The sequence below is a fragment of the Vreelandella neptunia genome (assembly GCF_034479615.1).
Classification (GTDB): Bacteria; Pseudomonadota; Gammaproteobacteria; order Pseudomonadales; family Halomonadaceae; genus Vreelandella; species Vreelandella neptunia.
Map to the genome: position 1 here is coordinate 2,630,357 of NZ_CP140255.1, position 14,584 is coordinate 2,644,940.

The 14,584-nt window shown below is 54.3% G+C and carries 16 protein-coding genes; 6 read left to right on the top strand and 10 right to left on the bottom strand.

Going from position 1 to position 14,584, the window contains the following annotated elements; all coding sequences use genetic code 11:
- The 4 genes from sufD to SR894_RS12280 form a co-directional block, all read right to left on the bottom strand.
- Nucleotides 1-1,341: a Fe-S cluster assembly protein SufD gene (gene sufD / locus SR894_RS12265; RefSeq protein ID WP_133732676.1), complete on the bottom strand. Its 1,341-nt coding sequence runs from the start codon at nucleotides 1,339-1,341 to the stop codon at nucleotides 1-3.
- Nucleotides 1,338-2,087 (bottom strand): Fe-S cluster assembly ATPase SufC, encoded by a 750-nt coding sequence (gene sufC, locus SR894_RS12270; protein ID WP_035580283.1) that lies wholly within the window; start codon nucleotides 2,085-2,087, stop codon nucleotides 1,338-1,340. Before sufC ends, sufD begins: the two co-directional genes overlap by 4 nt.
- A 72-nt stretch (nucleotides 2,088-2,159) precedes the next feature.
- On the bottom strand, nucleotides 2,160-3,602 hold the full coding sequence (gene sufB, locus SR894_RS12275; RefSeq protein ID WP_035580285.1) for a Fe-S cluster assembly protein SufB: 1,443 nt from the start codon (nucleotides 3,600-3,602) through the stop codon (nucleotides 2,160-2,162).
- A 78-nt stretch (nucleotides 3,603-3,680) separates the two neighbouring features.
- Nucleotides 3,681-4,145: an SUF system Fe-S cluster assembly regulator gene (locus tag SR894_RS12280; RefSeq protein ID WP_133732677.1), complete on the bottom strand. Its 465-nt coding sequence runs from the start codon at nucleotides 4,143-4,145 to the stop codon at nucleotides 3,681-3,683.
- Nucleotides 4,146-4,447: 302 nt separating this feature from the next.
- Between SR894_RS12280 and SR894_RS12285 the strand changes: the two genes are divergently transcribed.
- A complete protein-coding gene (locus SR894_RS12285; RefSeq protein WP_133732678.1) occupies nucleotides 4,448-4,651 on the top strand; it encodes a putative motility protein in 204 nt (67 codons plus the stop codon).
- Nucleotides 4,652-4,746: 95 nt separating this feature from the next.
- On the opposite strand, the gene SR894_RS12290 is transcribed toward SR894_RS12285, so the two are convergent.
- The 3 genes from SR894_RS12290 to SR894_RS12300 all read right to left on the bottom strand — a co-directional run bounded on the left by SR894_RS12290 (nucleotide 4,747) and on the right by SR894_RS12300 (nucleotide 6,071).
- Nucleotides 4,747-5,088: a zinc ribbon domain-containing protein YjdM gene (locus tag SR894_RS12290; RefSeq protein ID WP_133732679.1), complete on the bottom strand. Its 342-nt coding sequence runs from the start codon at nucleotides 5,086-5,088 to the stop codon at nucleotides 4,747-4,749.
- A gap of 89 nt (nucleotides 5,089-5,177) precedes the next feature.
- On the bottom strand, nucleotides 5,178-5,654 hold the full coding sequence (locus tag SR894_RS12295) for a YbhB/YbcL family Raf kinase inhibitor-like protein (RefSeq protein WP_133732680.1): 477 nt from the start codon (nucleotides 5,652-5,654) through the stop codon (nucleotides 5,178-5,180).
- A 42-nt stretch (nucleotides 5,655-5,696) separates the two neighbouring features.
- Nucleotides 5,697-6,071: a thiol-disulfide oxidoreductase DCC family protein gene (locus tag SR894_RS12300; RefSeq protein ID WP_133732681.1), complete on the bottom strand. Its 375-nt coding sequence runs from the start codon at nucleotides 6,069-6,071 to the stop codon at nucleotides 5,697-5,699.
- A gap of 93 nt (nucleotides 6,072-6,164) precedes the next feature.
- Between SR894_RS12300 and SR894_RS12305 the strand changes: the two genes are divergently transcribed.
- Nucleotides 6,165-6,641 carry a flavodoxin family protein gene (locus SR894_RS12305; protein WP_133732682.1) on the top strand — a complete coding sequence of 159 codons (477 nt, stop codon included), beginning with the start codon at nucleotides 6,165-6,167 and terminating at the stop codon, nucleotides 6,639-6,641.
- Between the two features lie 151 nt (nucleotides 6,642-6,792).
- Nucleotides 6,793-7,881: a histone deacetylase family protein gene (locus SR894_RS12310; protein WP_133732683.1), complete on the top strand. Its 1,089-nt coding sequence runs from the start codon at nucleotides 6,793-6,795 to the stop codon at nucleotides 7,879-7,881.
- Nucleotides 7,882-7,995: 114 nt separating this feature from the next.
- Here SR894_RS12310 and fadA read toward each other — a convergent pair whose 3' ends face one another.
- On the bottom strand, nucleotides 7,996-9,174 hold the full coding sequence (gene fadA / locus SR894_RS12315) for an acetyl-CoA C-acyltransferase FadA (RefSeq protein ID WP_133732684.1): 1,179 nt from the start codon (nucleotides 9,172-9,174) through the stop codon (nucleotides 7,996-7,998).
- Between the two features lie 23 nt (nucleotides 9,175-9,197).
- Entirely contained in the window at nucleotides 9,198-11,384 is a 2,187-nt protein-coding gene (gene fadB, locus SR894_RS12320) for a fatty acid oxidation complex subunit alpha FadB (RefSeq protein WP_133732685.1), read from the bottom strand.
- A 310-nt stretch (nucleotides 11,385-11,694) separates the two neighbouring features.
- Here fadB and SR894_RS12325 point away from each other — a divergent pair, with 310 nt between their 5' ends.
- Together SR894_RS12325 and slyA are read left to right on the top strand one after the other, a co-directional pair.
- A complete protein-coding gene (locus SR894_RS12325; protein WP_133732686.1) occupies nucleotides 11,695-12,849 on the top strand; it encodes a DUF5924 family protein in 1,155 nt (384 codons plus the stop codon).
- Between the two features lie 76 nt (nucleotides 12,850-12,925).
- Nucleotides 12,926-13,378, top strand: coding sequence for a transcriptional regulator SlyA (gene slyA / locus SR894_RS12330; protein ID WP_022522964.1), 453 nt, complete (start codon nucleotides 12,926-12,928; stop codon nucleotides 13,376-13,378).
- On the opposite strand, the gene SR894_RS12335 is transcribed toward slyA, so the two are convergent.
- A complete protein-coding gene (locus SR894_RS12335) occupies nucleotides 13,357-13,923 on the bottom strand; it encodes a hypothetical protein (RefSeq protein ID WP_022522963.1) in 567 nt (188 codons plus the stop codon). The two genes, slyA and SR894_RS12335, sit on opposite strands and share 22 nt — an antisense overlap.
- Nucleotides 13,924-14,087: 164 nt before the next feature.
- Here SR894_RS12335 and SR894_RS12340 point away from each other — a divergent pair, with 164 nt between their 5' ends.
- Nucleotides 14,088-14,540: a universal stress protein gene (locus tag SR894_RS12340; protein WP_088699659.1), complete on the top strand. Its 453-nt coding sequence runs from the start codon at nucleotides 14,088-14,090 to the stop codon at nucleotides 14,538-14,540.
- Nucleotides 14,541-14,584 lie beyond the last annotated feature (44 nt).

The following is a 14,584-nucleotide window of genomic DNA, read 5'->3' on the forward strand; positions in this document are numbered from 1 at the left end:
CTAGTCGTTAAGTGAAACCGCCGCTTCGACAAGCCCGGCAAGATTGAAGCGCTCTGGCAGCTTGCCGGCGACCGCTAATTCAACGCGCTCGGCAATCTCATCCAGAGTGACTTTGTCCAACACCTCGCCAGCAAAAGCGAGCGTGAGCAGCCCCCGGGCAGTGGCTTCATCGATACCGCGGGTACGCAGCGCGTAGATTGCCTCTTCGTCTAACTGACCTGTAGTCGTGCCGTGTGAGCACTTGACGTCATCCGCATAGATCTCAAGCTCCGGCTTGGCATCGATGTGGGCGCGATCCGATAGCAGCAGGTTTTGGTTACTCTGAAAGCCTTCAATCTTCTGACTATCACGCTTGACGTACACCTTGCCGTTAAACACCCCGTGGGCGCGGTCATCCAGAATGCCCTTGTAGTTCTCATTGGAGAACGTCAGCGGCGCATTGTGGTTGACCTTGGTGTGGTTGTCGACATGCTGACGACCCTGACCAAAGAACAGGCCCAGGAAGTTGGTTTCGGCGCCCTGGCCATTCAAGTCACTGATCAAGTCGTTACGCACCAGCGCGCCGCCCAGGCTCAGGTTGTAGGAGGTATAGCGCGTATCGCGACCTTGCTCTACGTGAATGCTCGCCACGTGCAAATCACCCAGCGGCGCTTCTTGCAGCTTGTAGTGGGCCAGGATCGCGCCCCGGTCAAGCATCAGCTCGCCAACCACATTGGTAAAGTTAGTCGCTTCGCTTTCGCCGGTATAGTGCTCGATCAGCGTCGCTTCACTGCGCCCGCCTGCTTCTACCAATACACGCGGATGGCACATTACTGGCTGGCCCGCACGGGACAGAAACTGCAGCAGAATGGGCTTTTCAACCACTGTTCCCGGTGCAATGCGAACCACTGCACCCTCTTCCATAAAGGCAGTGTTTAGCGCCGCGAAGGGTGAGAAATCAACCCCGGTTAAACGCCCCAGCGGCCCACCCACGGCTTCGTGGTTCTCTGCTAGCGCCTTGGAGAGCGGTAACACCTGAACGCTTGACGGCAGTGTGTCTAAGTCTGAGAGCGCCGATGAGAAAACGCCATCCACAAATGTCAGCCGGTATGCATCAATCGGCAGCGTTAGCGCCGCGGCACTGGCCGGTGAGAACTCGGCGTTGTCGGCGAGGGCAAAGTTGCCCTGGGCAATCGAGCGCACGTCAGTGTACTTCCACTCTTCATCACGGCGAGTGGGGAAACCCAGCGCTTCAAAACGCGCGGCACCGGCTTGGCGACGCGCGGCGATCCAGGTGGGCTCCGCCGTGTAGTTCGAGCTGCGCGCCTTCAGCGTATCTAAAAAGGTTTGCGTATCGCTCATGCCACAGACTCCTCGATACCTTCGTACCCGTTGGCTTCCAGCTGTTTAGCCAGCTCGGCGTCGCCGGTTTTGACAATACGGCCATCGACCAGGACGTGAACTTTATCCGGCACGATGTAATCCAGCAGGCGCTGGTAGTGGGTGACCAGTAGAATGGCGCGGTCTTCAGCGCGCAGGCTGTTAACGCCGTCGGCGACGATTTTCATGGCGTCGATATCCAGCCCCGAATCGATCTCATCGAGCATGGCGAGCTTCGGCTGTAGTACCAGCATTTGCAAAATCTCATTGCGCTTTTTCTCACCGCCGGAGAAGCCTTCGTTAACGGCGCGCTGGAGGAAGCTGGCGTCCATTTTCATATAGCCCAGCTTTTCTTTGACCAGCTTCATAAACTCCGGTGCGGGCATTTCGCCTTCGCCACGGGCTACCCGCTGGGCATTAAGCGCTGATTTCAGCAGGTAGATGTTTTTAACCCCTGGAATCTCCACCGGGTACTGGAAACCCAGCAGCAAGCCGGCCTGGGCGCGCTCTTCAATCTCCATCTCCAGCACGTCTTTGCCTTCAAAGGTAATCGTGCCCTGTGTGACTTCGTAGCCGTCTTTACCGGCAATCACCGCGGATAGAGTCGATTTACCCGCGCCGTTCGGCCCCATAATGGCGTGCACTTCACCCGCCTTGATGGTCAGGGTCAGGCCTTTGAGGATTTCATTACCTTCGACGGAGACGTGTAAATCATTCACTTGCAACATATTGATTACCTTCTGATTCTGGCGAGTCGCTACGGCGACACTACTATATTAAGTGGAATAAATGACCAGCGGTTAGCCGACCGCGCCTTCCAGGGTCACGTTGAGCAGCGCTTCGGCTTCAACGGCGAACTCCATGGGCAGCTCTTGGAAGACGTCTTTACAGAAACCGTTAACGATCATGCTGACAGCGTCCTCTTCCGAGATACCGCGGCTCTGGCAGTAGAACAACTGGTCTTCACCGATTTTCGAGGTGGTCGCCTCGTGCTCAATGGTCGCCGTGCTGTTACCAATTTCCTGATAAGGGAAGGTGTGCGCACCGCACTTATCGCCAATCAGCAACGAGTCACACTGGGTAAAGTTACGCGCCCCTTTGGCCCGTGGGCCAATTTTCACCAGGCCGCGATAGGACTGGTCACTCCTGCCTGCGGAGATACCCTTGGCAACGATATAGGAACGCGTACCTTCGCCAATGTGAATCATCTTGGTGCCGGTATCGGCCTGCTGGCGTCCGTTGGTAACGGCGACTGAGTAGAATTCTCCAATGCTGTCTTTACCACGCAGGACGCAGGAGGGGTATTTCCAGGTAATCGCCGAGCCGGTTTCTACCTGTGTCCAGCTGATCCGTGAACGGTCGCCGCGGCAGTCGCCGCGCTTGGTGACGAAGTTATAGATACCGCCTACGCCATTTTCATCACCGGGATACCAGTTCTGCACGGTGGAGTATTTGATATAGGCGTCATCCAGAGCGACAAGCTCGACCACTGCAGCGTGAAGCTGATTTTCGTCGCGCATCGGTGCGGTACAGCCTTCCAGGTAAGAGACCTGGGCACGGCTTTCGCAAATAATCAGCGTGCGCTCAAACTGGCCGGTGTTGGCCGCGTTAATACGGAAGTAGGTAGACAGCTCCATCGGGCAAGTCACGCCTTCTGGCACAAACACAAAGGAGCCATCGGTAAACACCGCTGAGTTCAGCGCGGCAAAGTAGTTGTCCGCCACGGGAACCACGGTGCCCAAATACTGCTTGATCAGCTCCGGGTAGTCGCGGATAGCTTCAGAGATGGAGCAGAAGATAACCCCTGCTTCGCCCAGCTGCTTTTTGAAGGTAGTGGCGACCGAAACGGAGTCAAACACCGCATCAACGGCAACGCCTGCCAGCGCAGCGCGTTCGTGCAGCGGGATACCCAGCTTCTCATAGGTCTCCAGCAGTTTGGGATCCACTTCATCCAGGCTTTGCGGGCGGTCTTCCGGGCGTTTCGGTGCACTGAAATAGGAGATCGACTGGTAATCGATCGGCGGATAGTCGAGATGCGCCCAGGAAGGAGCTTTCATCTTCAACCACTGGCGGTAGGCATCCAGACGCCACTCCAGCATCCACTCCGGCTCGCCCTTCTTTTTGGAAATAAAGGCGATGGTGTTTTCATCCAGGCCAGGTGGCAGAGTGTCGCTCTCAATATCGGTTACAAAGCCATCTTTGTATTCGCGACGAACCAACTGTTCCATTTCTTCGCTTGCCATGGTGATACCCTCCGGGCAGTTGGGTGGCGAGGTCATCGCCTTTAATAATAAGTTAGGCCTGCTGTACTCGCGCCGCCGTTAGGCCGACGCCGCCGACAGGCTGATCGTTTGAATAGGCAGTTGGACTGGCAGCTTAATTGGCGCTGTATCAGCCAGATGCGCCAGCGTCACGCTTTCAAGCAGCGTACGCATGGCCAAGGAGACCCGCTGCCAGTTGTCTGCCACACCGCAGGTAGCCACAAGCTCACAATCGCCTTCTGCTTGGCTGCACTCGGTCATGGCGACGGGGCCTTCAATCGCCGCAATAATATCGGCGGCGGTAATCTGCGATGCAGGCCGAGCCAGGCGGTAACCGCCTTGGGCGCCACGCTGGGAAACCAGCAGCCCTGCCCGCACAAGCATTTTGAGCGTTTTACTAACCGTCGGATGGGGCAACTGCACGGCCTCTGCTAACTCTGCCGCTGCATGCGACGCCTGGGGATGGCGGGCAATTTGCGCCATGACCACCGCGGCATAGTCTGTCAGCCGAGAAAGCTTAAGCATGTCGACTCCCTTTATGTCATCAGTACGCAGCGAATCAAATGGTCGCCACGTCAATTGAGTACCATTTTAGTCCTGTATAAATTTGATGTGAAGCCCCTGAGCAAAATGGATAGCAATTTACGCAAAATATCGGCACGTTCGGCGCTGATGGCATCAAAAACAACAATCATTATCATTTAAAAAAGCTATCATCAGTCATCATTTGCTACTTATGGCTTTGCACTTGATGATGGCGTCTGGTAATTTCGGCTAGGTATCAGATGCCATCATTGTGGATGGCAAATGCTATTCGAGGTGACGACATGGATTCAGCGGTAAATAACATGGTAAGTGCATCAATGGCGCTTCAGCAGGTGCAGATAAGCCAACAGGCCCAGCTCAGCGTTTTTAAACAGGCGTTAGATGGCAGTGCATCACAGATTGCCGCCCTGATGGAGGGCGTTTCGATGGATCCACAATTGGCCACTAGTGGCAGCGTCGGCACGCAGATTAATACCACTGCGTAAACAAGTGACGCAAAAATGTGTTGCTAGATAAGAGATAAGCTCATAGCCCCCTGACCAACGCCAGGGGGCTATTTTTTTAACAATCGGTTTTAACGCTAGGCTTTCTTAACAAATTCGGATTTAAGCTTCATCGGGCCGATACCGTCAATTTTACAATCGATATCGTGATCACCCTCGACTAAGCGAATGCTCTTCACTTTGGTGCCCACTTTAACCACCAGTGAACTGCCCTTAACCTTCAAGTCCTTGATCACCGTTACGCTATCACCGTCGGCTAGCATATTGCCGTTGGCATCGCGCACGCCTGAAGCGTCATCAGCGCTCTCTTCTTCTGCCACTTTTGACCACTCATGGCCGCACTCTGGGCAGACATACTGAAGACCATCATCATAGCTAAACTCAGAGGCACAGGCAGGACAGTTAGGCAGGTCACTCATCAGAAGGCTCCATCACTTGGCTAATACAAAGGGCTAAGAAAGCGATGGAGCCTACACGGGTTACGCAAAATGTCCAGCCAGAGGCTAGATCAATCGCGCTGGTAAGTACCCACCAAACGGTTCATGCCCAGCAGGTGCGGCTCTACTTCTTTGAGCAGCTCAGCCAGCGTGAGCCCTTCAGGGAGCGAGGTTTGATGATCCAGCGCCAGCACCCAGAAGTAATAAAGATGCTTGCCATGCCCTTCTGGCGGCATCGGGCCACAATAACCAGTATCGCCTTTGTCATTTGCGCCGACAGTGCCCGCCGCCGTCTTTTCCGTTAATTCCTGCATATCGCCGGGTAAGTTATAGAGCACCCAGTGGACAAAGCCGTAGCTGCCGTCTTTGACCAACGGCGCATCAGGATCGTGACAGATCACCGCAAACCCTTGGGTGCCCTCGGGAGCGTTATGCCAAGCAAGTGCCGGCGAAACATCCTCACCTTCCCCAGTGTGCTTGGCTGGGATCGCCTGGTGGTTAACAAACGCCGAGCTGGTAACCTGCATTGATGAAAGTGCAAATGCCATGCTTCTCTCCTTGGTTTATCGGGTGTGTATTTCGTACACAGTCTAGCAATTCCACCGGCCTTGTTTCTTCAGGCGGCGCTTCACCCAGAAATCATAAAGCGACCGCAATCCCGATTTAATGCCTGGGAGACCAATGAACCAGGCAGCCGGCGCCAATAAGGGAATACGTTTCATTAATAAACGGTAAGCATCGATCCCCTCCACCAATTGCCCAGCTGCCGTTTCGATATGTAGAGAGCGCAGCGCCATATCGGGATCGACACCCTTTTGCTGCAGCACCTGATGATGTTCACTCACATCAAGCCAAGCGATATCAGCGGCATGCCGCCCCGACCAGCGCTCATAGCGACGGCGCTCTTTACGACACAGCGGGCACTGCGCATCGTAAAAGACATTGATAGGGGTCTTGTTGGGCATATAGGCTCTCTACTTAAAGTCACTGAAGCAGTGTGGCATTTCCAGCACTGGTCGCAAACTTTTAGATATTTACTGCTTACTTAGGCTACGGCTATGACATCTGAGTTCAAAAAACAGCTATTAATTGTTGCCCATGCCCCTTCGGCAAATACGCGCCTACTGCGCGATGCGGCCTTCCAGGGTGCTAGCCATCCCGACCTTGAACAGATGCACTGCGTGGTAAAAGCGCCCCTGGAAGCTGGCCCAGACGACGTGCTGGCCTGCGATGCGATTCTGCTCGGCACCACGGAAAACCTGGGCTATATGAGCGGCGCGCTCAAGGATTTTTTTGATCGCAGCTACTATCCTGTCATTGAAAAGAAACAAGGATTGCCCTGCGCGCTCTATATTCGCGCGGGTCACGATGGCACAGGTACTCAGCGCGCAGTGGAAAGTATCGTCACTGGCTTACGTTGGCGGTGGGTACAGCCACCGCTCATTTTGCGCGGCGAGTGGCAGCCCTCATTTGCAGATCAGGTAGAAGAACTCAGCATGACCCTAGCATTTAGTGTTGAGAGTGGCATTGTCTGAGAGCGGCATCGTTTGAAAGTGACATTGTATAACTTCGCCCAGCCTGCCTTACTGTAGATAAGCATTTCGTGCCCATTGTGCGATTAAAGGACTGCAGTATCTTGCTTGAAATTACTGCTGTGACTTATCGCACGCACATTAGGTAGCCATTATGCATAAAGTCATTGCCTTCTATGATGATCGGGTGCTCGCTCACGAGCCCAACATTGACGCCGACTTTCTACCGCAACGAATCGATAAACGCATTCGACACTTGCTTGCAGGGCTTCCTGTGCCATGGAAATATCCCGAACACCCCGGCCGCTTAAAAGCCATACAGCACCTGCTGGAGAAAGCGCCCATTGCGGGCCTGCACATTGAAGGGGGCAGAGCAGCCACCCATGATCAACTCGCCAGGGTGCATACCACTTCCTACCTAAGCGATATCTTTAGCCTGCGCGGGAAGAATGCTTGGTTGGATGTGGATACCACAGCAGTCTCACCAGGTAGCATCGATGCCGCCGAAGTCGCCGCTGGAACAGCCATTGCCGCAGTAGAAGCCGTAATGGAGAAGCGCGCTAAAAGCGCCTTTGCACTTGTGCGCCCGCCTGGACACCACGCAGAGCCCGTTCGCGCCCGCGGATTTTGTTTATTCAACAATGTGGCAGTCGCCGCAGCCCATGCGCGCAGCGCACTGGGTTGCGAAAGAGTGCTGATTGTTGATTGGGATGCCCATCACGGTAACGGCACCCAGGATATTTTCTGGGCAGAACCGGACGTAATGTTTTTCGATATTCACCGCGCAGCACCCTTCTATCCCGGCTCAGGCCATCTGGAAGAAGTGGGCGCCGGTTTAGCTGAAGGCACCACGATTAATGTTCCGTTACCGGCTGGCGCTGGCGACGAAGCGTACCTCAAGGCGTTTCGCGATATTCTTGCCCCGGCCGCAGCGTGGTTTAAGCCCGACATTATTTTAGTCTCGGCAGGATTTGACCCCCACTGGCACGATTTGGCCTTAAACGTTTCCTATGAAGGTTTTGGCGCACTGACCGGATTCATGCAACAACTGGCCGAACAACACTGCGATGGCCGTTTGGTGTTTGTATTAGAGGGCGGCTATAACCTGGAGTCACTGGCCAACGGCACTAGAGCCGTCCTTGCCGTATTGGCGGGCAACACCGTGCCTGTGCCCGATACCTGCGGCGTTGCGGAAGTTCAAGCTGCGGCGGATTTCCACCGCACGGCTTTTCAAGCCGAATAGCTTTTTCTGATCCGAATAACATTTTACTGAATAGGGGCTTTGCAAATAAAAACGGCACCTCACGTTAAGGTGCCGTTCTCTAGTACCGATTCAAAGCGATGAAGCGTGTGGGGATTATTTCAGTCGTTCAAAGACCGTCGCAACACCCTGCCCCATGCCAATACACATGGTTGCCAAGCCCAGGGTGGTATCGCGCTGCTGCATAACGTTCAGCAGCGTTGTGCAGATACGCGAGCCCGAACAACCTAACGGGTGCCCTAACGCAATAGCGCCACCGTGCAAGTTAACTTTGTCATCTAGCGAATCCAAGAAGCCTAAATCTTTCAATACCGGGATACCCTGAGCGGCGAAGGCTTCGTTGAGCTCAACGGTCTGAATATCCGCCGCTGAAAGGCCAGCGATTTTCAACGCTTTCTTAGATGCAGGTACCGGACCATAGCCCATGATTGAAGCATCACAACCGGCTACGCCAGTAGAGAGCACCTTCGCAATAGGCTCTAAGCCCAACGCTTGAGCACGCTCGTAGCTCATCACGGCCATTGCCGAGGCACCCACGGAAAGCGCCGAGGAGGTGCCCGCTGTGACCGTGCCGTTGCGTGGATCAAATACCGGCTTCAGATTCGCCATGGACTCCAGGGTGGAGTCGCCACGAATAACCTCGTCCCGCGTCACCATCACCCTGAAACCGCGCTGGTCGTGACCTTCGACGCCGATGATTTCGTTATCGAAGTAGCCCTTCTCCATCGCCGCCTGGGCGCGCTGGTGAGAGCGGACGCCGAACTTATCCTGCTCTTCCCGGGAAACGCCGTGCATTTTACCCAGCAGTTCAGCGGTTAGGCCCATCATCATCGCTGCTTTGGCTGCGTATTTGCTGGCCGCCGGGTTAACGTCAACGCCGTGGGCCATGGGTACGTGCTCCATGTGCTCAACGCCGCCGATGATAAAGAAGTCGCCCATACCCGCTTTGATATTGGCGGCGGCGATATGCAGCGCCGTCATTGAAGAGCCACACAAACGGTTAACGGTTTGCGCGGGCACCGAGCGCGGAATGCCGGTCATAATCGCCGCATTACGAGCAATGTTCATCGACTGCTCAAGCGTCTGGTTCACACAGCCCCAGATCACATCATCCACTTCAGAAGGATCTAGATTAGGATTGCGGGTAAACAGCGCCTGCATAGCCGCAGCAGAGAGATTCTCTGCGCGTACGTTACGAAAAGCACCATTTTTGGCTTTCGCCATGGCGGTACGAACACCGTCTACCACCACAATGTCTCTCGGATTCAAACTCATCTTATATCTCCTGTGCGTGGTGGTTAGGCCTGGGTGGCAGAGTTGTCACTGGAATAGAATTGCTCGTTATTCTGAGCCATCTGACGCAGCTTGTCGGTGGGCGCGTAAAGCGGGCCCAACTCCTCAGCTAGCCCTTCCGCCAGCTTGACGAACTCTGCAACGCCCATGGCGTCGATATAGCGCAGCGCACCACCACGGAAAGGCGGGAAGCCGATGCCATAGATCAACGCCATATCTGCTTCGGCTGGCGTGGCCACAATGCCATCTTCCAGGCAGCGCACGGTTTCCAAGCAGAGCGGTACCATCATACGAGCGATAATATCCTCATCGGAAAACTCTTTATGCTCTTTCACCACCTCTTTAACTAAAGCGTAAGCCGCTTCGTCAGTGACTTTCTTCGGCTTACCCTTCTTGTCTTCTTCGTAGGCGTAAAAGCCCTTGTCGTTCTTCTGGCCTAAACGGTCGTTGTCATACATGACCTGAATAGCGGTTTTACCGTCGCGGGCCATCCGATCTGGGAAGCCTTCCGCCATGACTTCATTGGCGTGAACGGCAGTATCCAGACCAACCACATCCAGCAGGTAAGCCGGGCCCATGGGCCAGCCGAACTTCTCCATGACTTTATCGACGTGCTGGAAGTCAGCACCCTGTTCAACCAGGAAGCTAAAGCCGCCAAAGTAAGGGAAGAGTACCCGGTTGACCAAGAAGCCGGGGCAGTCGTTAACCACAATCGGCGTTTTGCCCATTGCCCGAGCGTAGGCCACGGTGGCAGCAACGGCGGCATCCGAGGTCTTCTCACCACGGATGACTTCTACCAGAGGCATGCGGTGTACGGGGTTGAAGAAGTGCATACCGCAGAAATTTTCCGGCCGCTTGAGGTTTTGCGCCAAGCGGTTGATGGAAATCGTCGATGTGTTCGAGGTGAGAATGGTATTTTCGCTCACCATCCCTTCCACTTCGGTCAGTACGGCGTCTTTGACTTTGGGGTTTTCAACCACCGCTTCGACAACGAGATCGACATTGCCAAAATCTCCGTAGGAGAGCGTCGGACGAATATTAGTCAGCTTCTCCGCCATCTGCTCGGTGGTCAGCTTTTTGCGCTCCACCTGTTTGGCAAATAGCTTACGGGCTTCTTTCAGGCCCAGCTCAATGGCATCATCCTTGATATCTTTCATCAGAATCGGCGTGCCTTTAGAGGCACTCTGATAAGCGATACCACCGCCCATGATACCCGCACCCAGCACGGCCGTTTGCTTAACCGGCTGCGCCTGTTTCTCATACTTGCTGGCTTTTTTCTTGACCACTTGGTCGTTCAAGAACAGACCCACCAAGTTAAACGCTACGCTGCTTAGCGCCAGTTTGGCGAAAGCTTTGGCTTCAATGGCCTGGGCACGGCCACGCTCTTCACCTGCGCCTTTTTGGATCACTTTGATCGCTTCAACCGGCGCCGGATAATGGGGCCCCGCCTTACCAGCGACATAGCCTTTCGCCGTTTCAAACGCCATCATCTGCTCAATCGGGTTGAGCTTCAGTGGGCTGGTCTTTTCAGCACGGCGGGCCTGGTAATCCAGCTCACCGGCATTCGCACGGTCAAGAATATCCAGTGCGGCCTCTTCCAACTGTTCAGCCGTCACCACCGCATCTACGGCACCCACTTTTAGCGCGGCATCGGCACGGTTTTCGGTGCCACCGGCAATCCACTCAATGGCATTATCGGCGCCGATAATGCGCGGTAGACGCACGCAGCCACCCCAACCAGGCAGGATGCCGAGCTTGGTTTCGGGCAAGCCGATCTTGGCTTTGTCGCTCATCACGCGAAAATCGGTGGTCAGCAATACTTCGCAGCCACCACCCAGCGCCAGACCATTGATCGCCGTTACCGTAGGGAACGGCAGATCTTCAATAGCGTTAAAAATATCGTGAACCTTAAGGTTCATCTCCTCAAGGTAGGCTTCGCCTTTATCAAATAGACTGTGAAACTCGGTGATATCGGCGCCCACGATAAACACGTCTTTCCCGCTCGCAATAAGTAAGCCTTTTAAGCTATTTTCAGCTTGTATGGCTTTTACTGCTTCGCCCAGCTCTGCGACCACCGCGCTGGAAAGCTTGTTGACGGACTCATCTTTCAGATCGAAAGTGAGCATTGCGATATCATTACCATTCGGGGTGTCACGACGTGTCACCGTGATGGCGTTGCCTTGATAGATCATCCGCGCTCTCTCCACATTTTCGGGCTGGCTCTGAAAAGAGAACCCGCCACATTTCTCATACGGCTTCCACACGACTTTCATACGGTCGTTTGATTGCCTTAGCTTGGTTGAGTTGCCTGATAACGTCAAGCCCAGACTTTTGGCTAATTTGCTTATTTACTGAGACCAGCGCTCTCCGGCATCTGTTCCTACAGCGTCGTCTTAATGAATGTAACGGATCACGCCAGAAGCACGGATTTACACTAGATCAGCGTTAAGCCTGACAGCCTGTTAGAATCGCGCTTCCTTTTACTTTGCAGGTTATCTTGTTATGGGCGCACTGCTCACGCCTACGCGTATTGAAGCCATTCAGCGGCGAATTGAACGCATTGTCGAACGCCTCAAACCCTGGAGCTGGCTTTGGCCTCCGATGGCCTTTGCTGCCGGGCTAAGCAGCTTCTTTTTAGTTGATCGCCAACAATGGTTAGGCGCAGCGCTGGCACTGGGATTACTGTTTGCCTGGACGCTACTGCTTTCGGAAGGTTTGATCAGCCGCTGGCTGTCGCGCCGGGGCCACCCCACACCAACCCGGGGCGTAACCACCTTTATTGCCCAGATGATTCACCAGGAGACACTTTTCTTCACCCTGCCGTTTATCTTAGTCACTACCGTGTGGAATAGCGGACAAACGCTGTTTGCGCTACTGGTGGGCGGCATGGCAATACTGTCGATTATCGATCCTCTCTACTTCAAAGTCGCGGAGCGCTGGCGCAGCCTCTATTTCGTCTTTCATGCCCAGTGCGTCTTCCTGGTACTACTGGTCACACTCCCCATCATGGTGCACCTTACCACCGGCCAGAGTCTGCTACTGGCCCTGGGGATTACCATTCTGGTGGCCTTGCCGAGTTTTTGGCACTTGCTTAAGCAACGCTCGCTCAAACGCTGGTGCGCTTTTTTTGTGTTGACGCTGCTACTCGCCTACGGGGCTTGGCTTGGACGTATATGGGTACCGCCTGCCAGCCTCTGGATGACCAGTAGCGCGCTCTCTCCTGGCTTTAATGTTGAGCAGCGCCTGCCCCAAGGCTCAATGGCGTTAACGCCGCAAGCCATCAGCGAAAATGGCCTTTATGTTTACACCGCTATTCGGGCACCGCGTGGATTAAGTGAAACTATTACCCATGCCTGGCATCACAATGGTGTGCCAATGGATGTTGTGGAGCTTAATATCGATGGCGGACGCGAGCAGGGTTACCGCGCATGGAGCCACAAACAAAACTTTCCCGAAGACCCTAGCGGCGATTGGCGCATTGATATCATGACAGGTACTGGCCAGCGCTTGGGATTAATACGTTTTGAGGTCTCAGACGATGCTCAGCAAGCCACGCTGGCAGATGGAGAGATACGCGCCAGTGGTCTAAGTGGATTAAACTTACGGCGGTTCGTGCCGGGTCGACCTAACGATGAAGAGGCGCGACCGGAAGATTGAAGGCTTAAGCGCCTTGCATTCAGCGGCGTAGCTTATGACAATTCGACTACTCACATTTATTGGCAGCTAGTTACCTATGGCTTCAACGATTGGATTTCGCATCGCACGCTTGCCCCACCTATGGCGCTCCATCTTGGATCGCCGCTTGGCGCCCTTGGGATTAACCCAAACACGCTGGGTGACGCTGTATCACCTGTGGCGTCTTGGCGAAGGCCATCCACAGTGCGATCTCGCCCGTGCGATTGGCGTTGAGGCGCCCTCTCTTGTTCGCACCTTGGGCCAGCTCGAAGAACAAGGCTTAGTTGAGCGTCGAGCCTGCGACAACGACCGTCGCAGCAAGCGGATTTATCTTACCCCTGCCGCTATGCCGCTGCTGGAACAGATCGACAGCGTTGCGCAACAAGCGCGCAAAGAGATGTTCGCTGGCTTAAGCGAAGAGAACCTCGAACAACTCAACGAATGGTTGGCGGTGATTGAATCCAACGGCTTAGCGATACAAGCACGGGATCAGGATAGCCCAGTATCTTGATCGCTTACTTTGGAAGACGACTTCTCAGTGCCCTTTAACGGCTGGCTGAAAGGCTGGTCGGCACGACCACGCAGCGCCTCCCGCAGTTGCTGAAATTCAGGTAGGTAGGTCGCGAATCGCTCCGCGGTTTGCGACTCCCACCACCAAAGCGTCAATGCATAAGGGGTTGACTGCACCACCAAGGCGTCTTGCGGTAAGCGTTCAAGCAGTGTTTTTAACGCTGCTGTGGCGGCATCAGGTAAAGGCCGCAAAGGGGCTATCCGCCAGCGCCAGCCAGCATGAAATGGCGTTAAGGCTTCACTGGCATTGCTGTCTCTTACCAATAGAAAATCAGGCCCCGGCCCTTCCTGGGGATAGTGCCAGCGATAAGCTGGCATGGTACCTCTAAAATGGTGTAGTGGCGGCTTTTCCAGTTTAATGCTGACGCCCTGTTTAGCGATTTGAGTGCGCAGCGCCTGCTGGCGTTTTTGACGCGGGCTAGGCTTTAGCCACATCACCGGCGCAATGACAAACAGCATAATAAACACGATAATTAACCATTCCATCTCTACATTTCCTCCCACATAAGCCACACTATATAAACTATTCTAAAAACCATGACTCAGGTCGCTGTTTTGACTCAAGTCATTGTTAAAACAGGACACGCCATCTAAAGTAACGGTCATTGAACAAAGAACCTCTTTGTTACCTACTGCCAAGGAGATACGCCATGAGCTATCACCACATTTTAGTTGCCGTTGACTTAACCAAAGACTCCCACAAGATTCTGGAACGTGCCGTTGCGATCGCAGAGCGCAACGATCAAGCCAAAATCTCCATTATGCATACCCTGGAGCCGCTGGGGTTTGCCTACGGCGGCGATATCCCCATGGACTTGACCAGCATCCAGGATCAATTGGATGAACACGCCAAAAAACGTTTAGCCGAAATCGCCGCCCCACATATTGCCGAGGCTGACCAGCACGTCGTGGTGGGTATGCCCGACACCGAAATCCACCGTTTTGCTGAAGAACACGGTGTAGATTTGATCGTGGTGGGCTCCCACGGCCGCCACGGCTTCGCCCTTCTGCTCGGCTCAACCTCTACCGGCGTACTTCACGGCGCCCAATGCGATGTCCTCGCGGTACGCGTGGGTAAAAAAGGCGAAAAAAGCGACGAATAATCTACTGCGTTGTATTGCTTACAAAAAAGGCGCCCATACGGCGC

Bases quoted from the DNA above. Each gene is read 5' to 3' on its own strand.
- sufD (WP_133732676.1), bottom strand. From the start codon at position 1,341: ATGAGCGATACGCAAACCTTTTTAGATACGCTGAAGGCGCGCAGCTCG.
- sufC (WP_035580283.1), bottom strand. From the start codon at position 2,087: ATGTTGCAAGTGAATGATTTACACGTCTCCGTCGAAGGTAATGAAATC.
- sufB (WP_035580285.1), bottom strand. From the start codon at position 3,602: ATGGCAAGCGAAGAAATGGAACAGTTGGTTCGTCGCGAATACAAAGAT.
- SR894_RS12280 (WP_133732677.1), bottom strand. From the start codon at position 4,145: ATGCTTAAGCTTTCTCGGCTGACAGACTATGCCGCGGTGGTCATGGCG.
- SR894_RS12285 (WP_133732678.1), top strand. From the start codon at position 4,448: ATGGATTCAGCGGTAAATAACATGGTAAGTGCATCAATGGCGCTTCAG.
- SR894_RS12290 (WP_133732679.1), bottom strand. From the start codon at position 5,088: ATGAGTGACCTGCCTAACTGTCCTGCCTGTGCCTCTGAGTTTAGCTAT.
- SR894_RS12295 (WP_133732680.1), bottom strand. From the start codon at position 5,654: ATGGCATTTGCACTTTCATCAATGCAGGTTACCAGCTCGGCGTTTGTT.
- SR894_RS12300 (WP_133732681.1), bottom strand. From the start codon at position 6,071: ATGCCCAACAAGACCCCTATCAATGTCTTTTACGATGCGCAGTGCCCG.
- SR894_RS12305 (WP_133732682.1), top strand. From the start codon at position 6,165: ATGACATCTGAGTTCAAAAAACAGCTATTAATTGTTGCCCATGCCCCT.
- SR894_RS12310 (WP_133732683.1), top strand. From the start codon at position 6,793: ATGCATAAAGTCATTGCCTTCTATGATGATCGGGTGCTCGCTCACGAG.
- fadA (WP_133732684.1), bottom strand. From the start codon at position 9,174: ATGAGTTTGAATCCGAGAGACATTGTGGTGGTAGACGGTGTTCGTACC.
- fadB (WP_133732685.1), bottom strand. From the start codon at position 11,384: ATGATCTATCAAGGCAACGCCATCACGGTGACACGTCGTGACACCCCG.
- SR894_RS12325 (WP_133732686.1), top strand. From the start codon at position 11,695: ATGGGCGCACTGCTCACGCCTACGCGTATTGAAGCCATTCAGCGGCGA.
- slyA (WP_022522964.1), top strand. From the start codon at position 12,926: ATGGCTTCAACGATTGGATTTCGCATCGCACGCTTGCCCCACCTATGG.
- SR894_RS12335 (WP_022522963.1), bottom strand. From the start codon at position 13,923: ATGGAATGGTTAATTATCGTGTTTATTATGCTGTTTGTCATTGCGCCG.
- SR894_RS12340 (WP_088699659.1), top strand. From the start codon at position 14,088: ATGAGCTATCACCACATTTTAGTTGCCGTTGACTTAACCAAAGACTCC.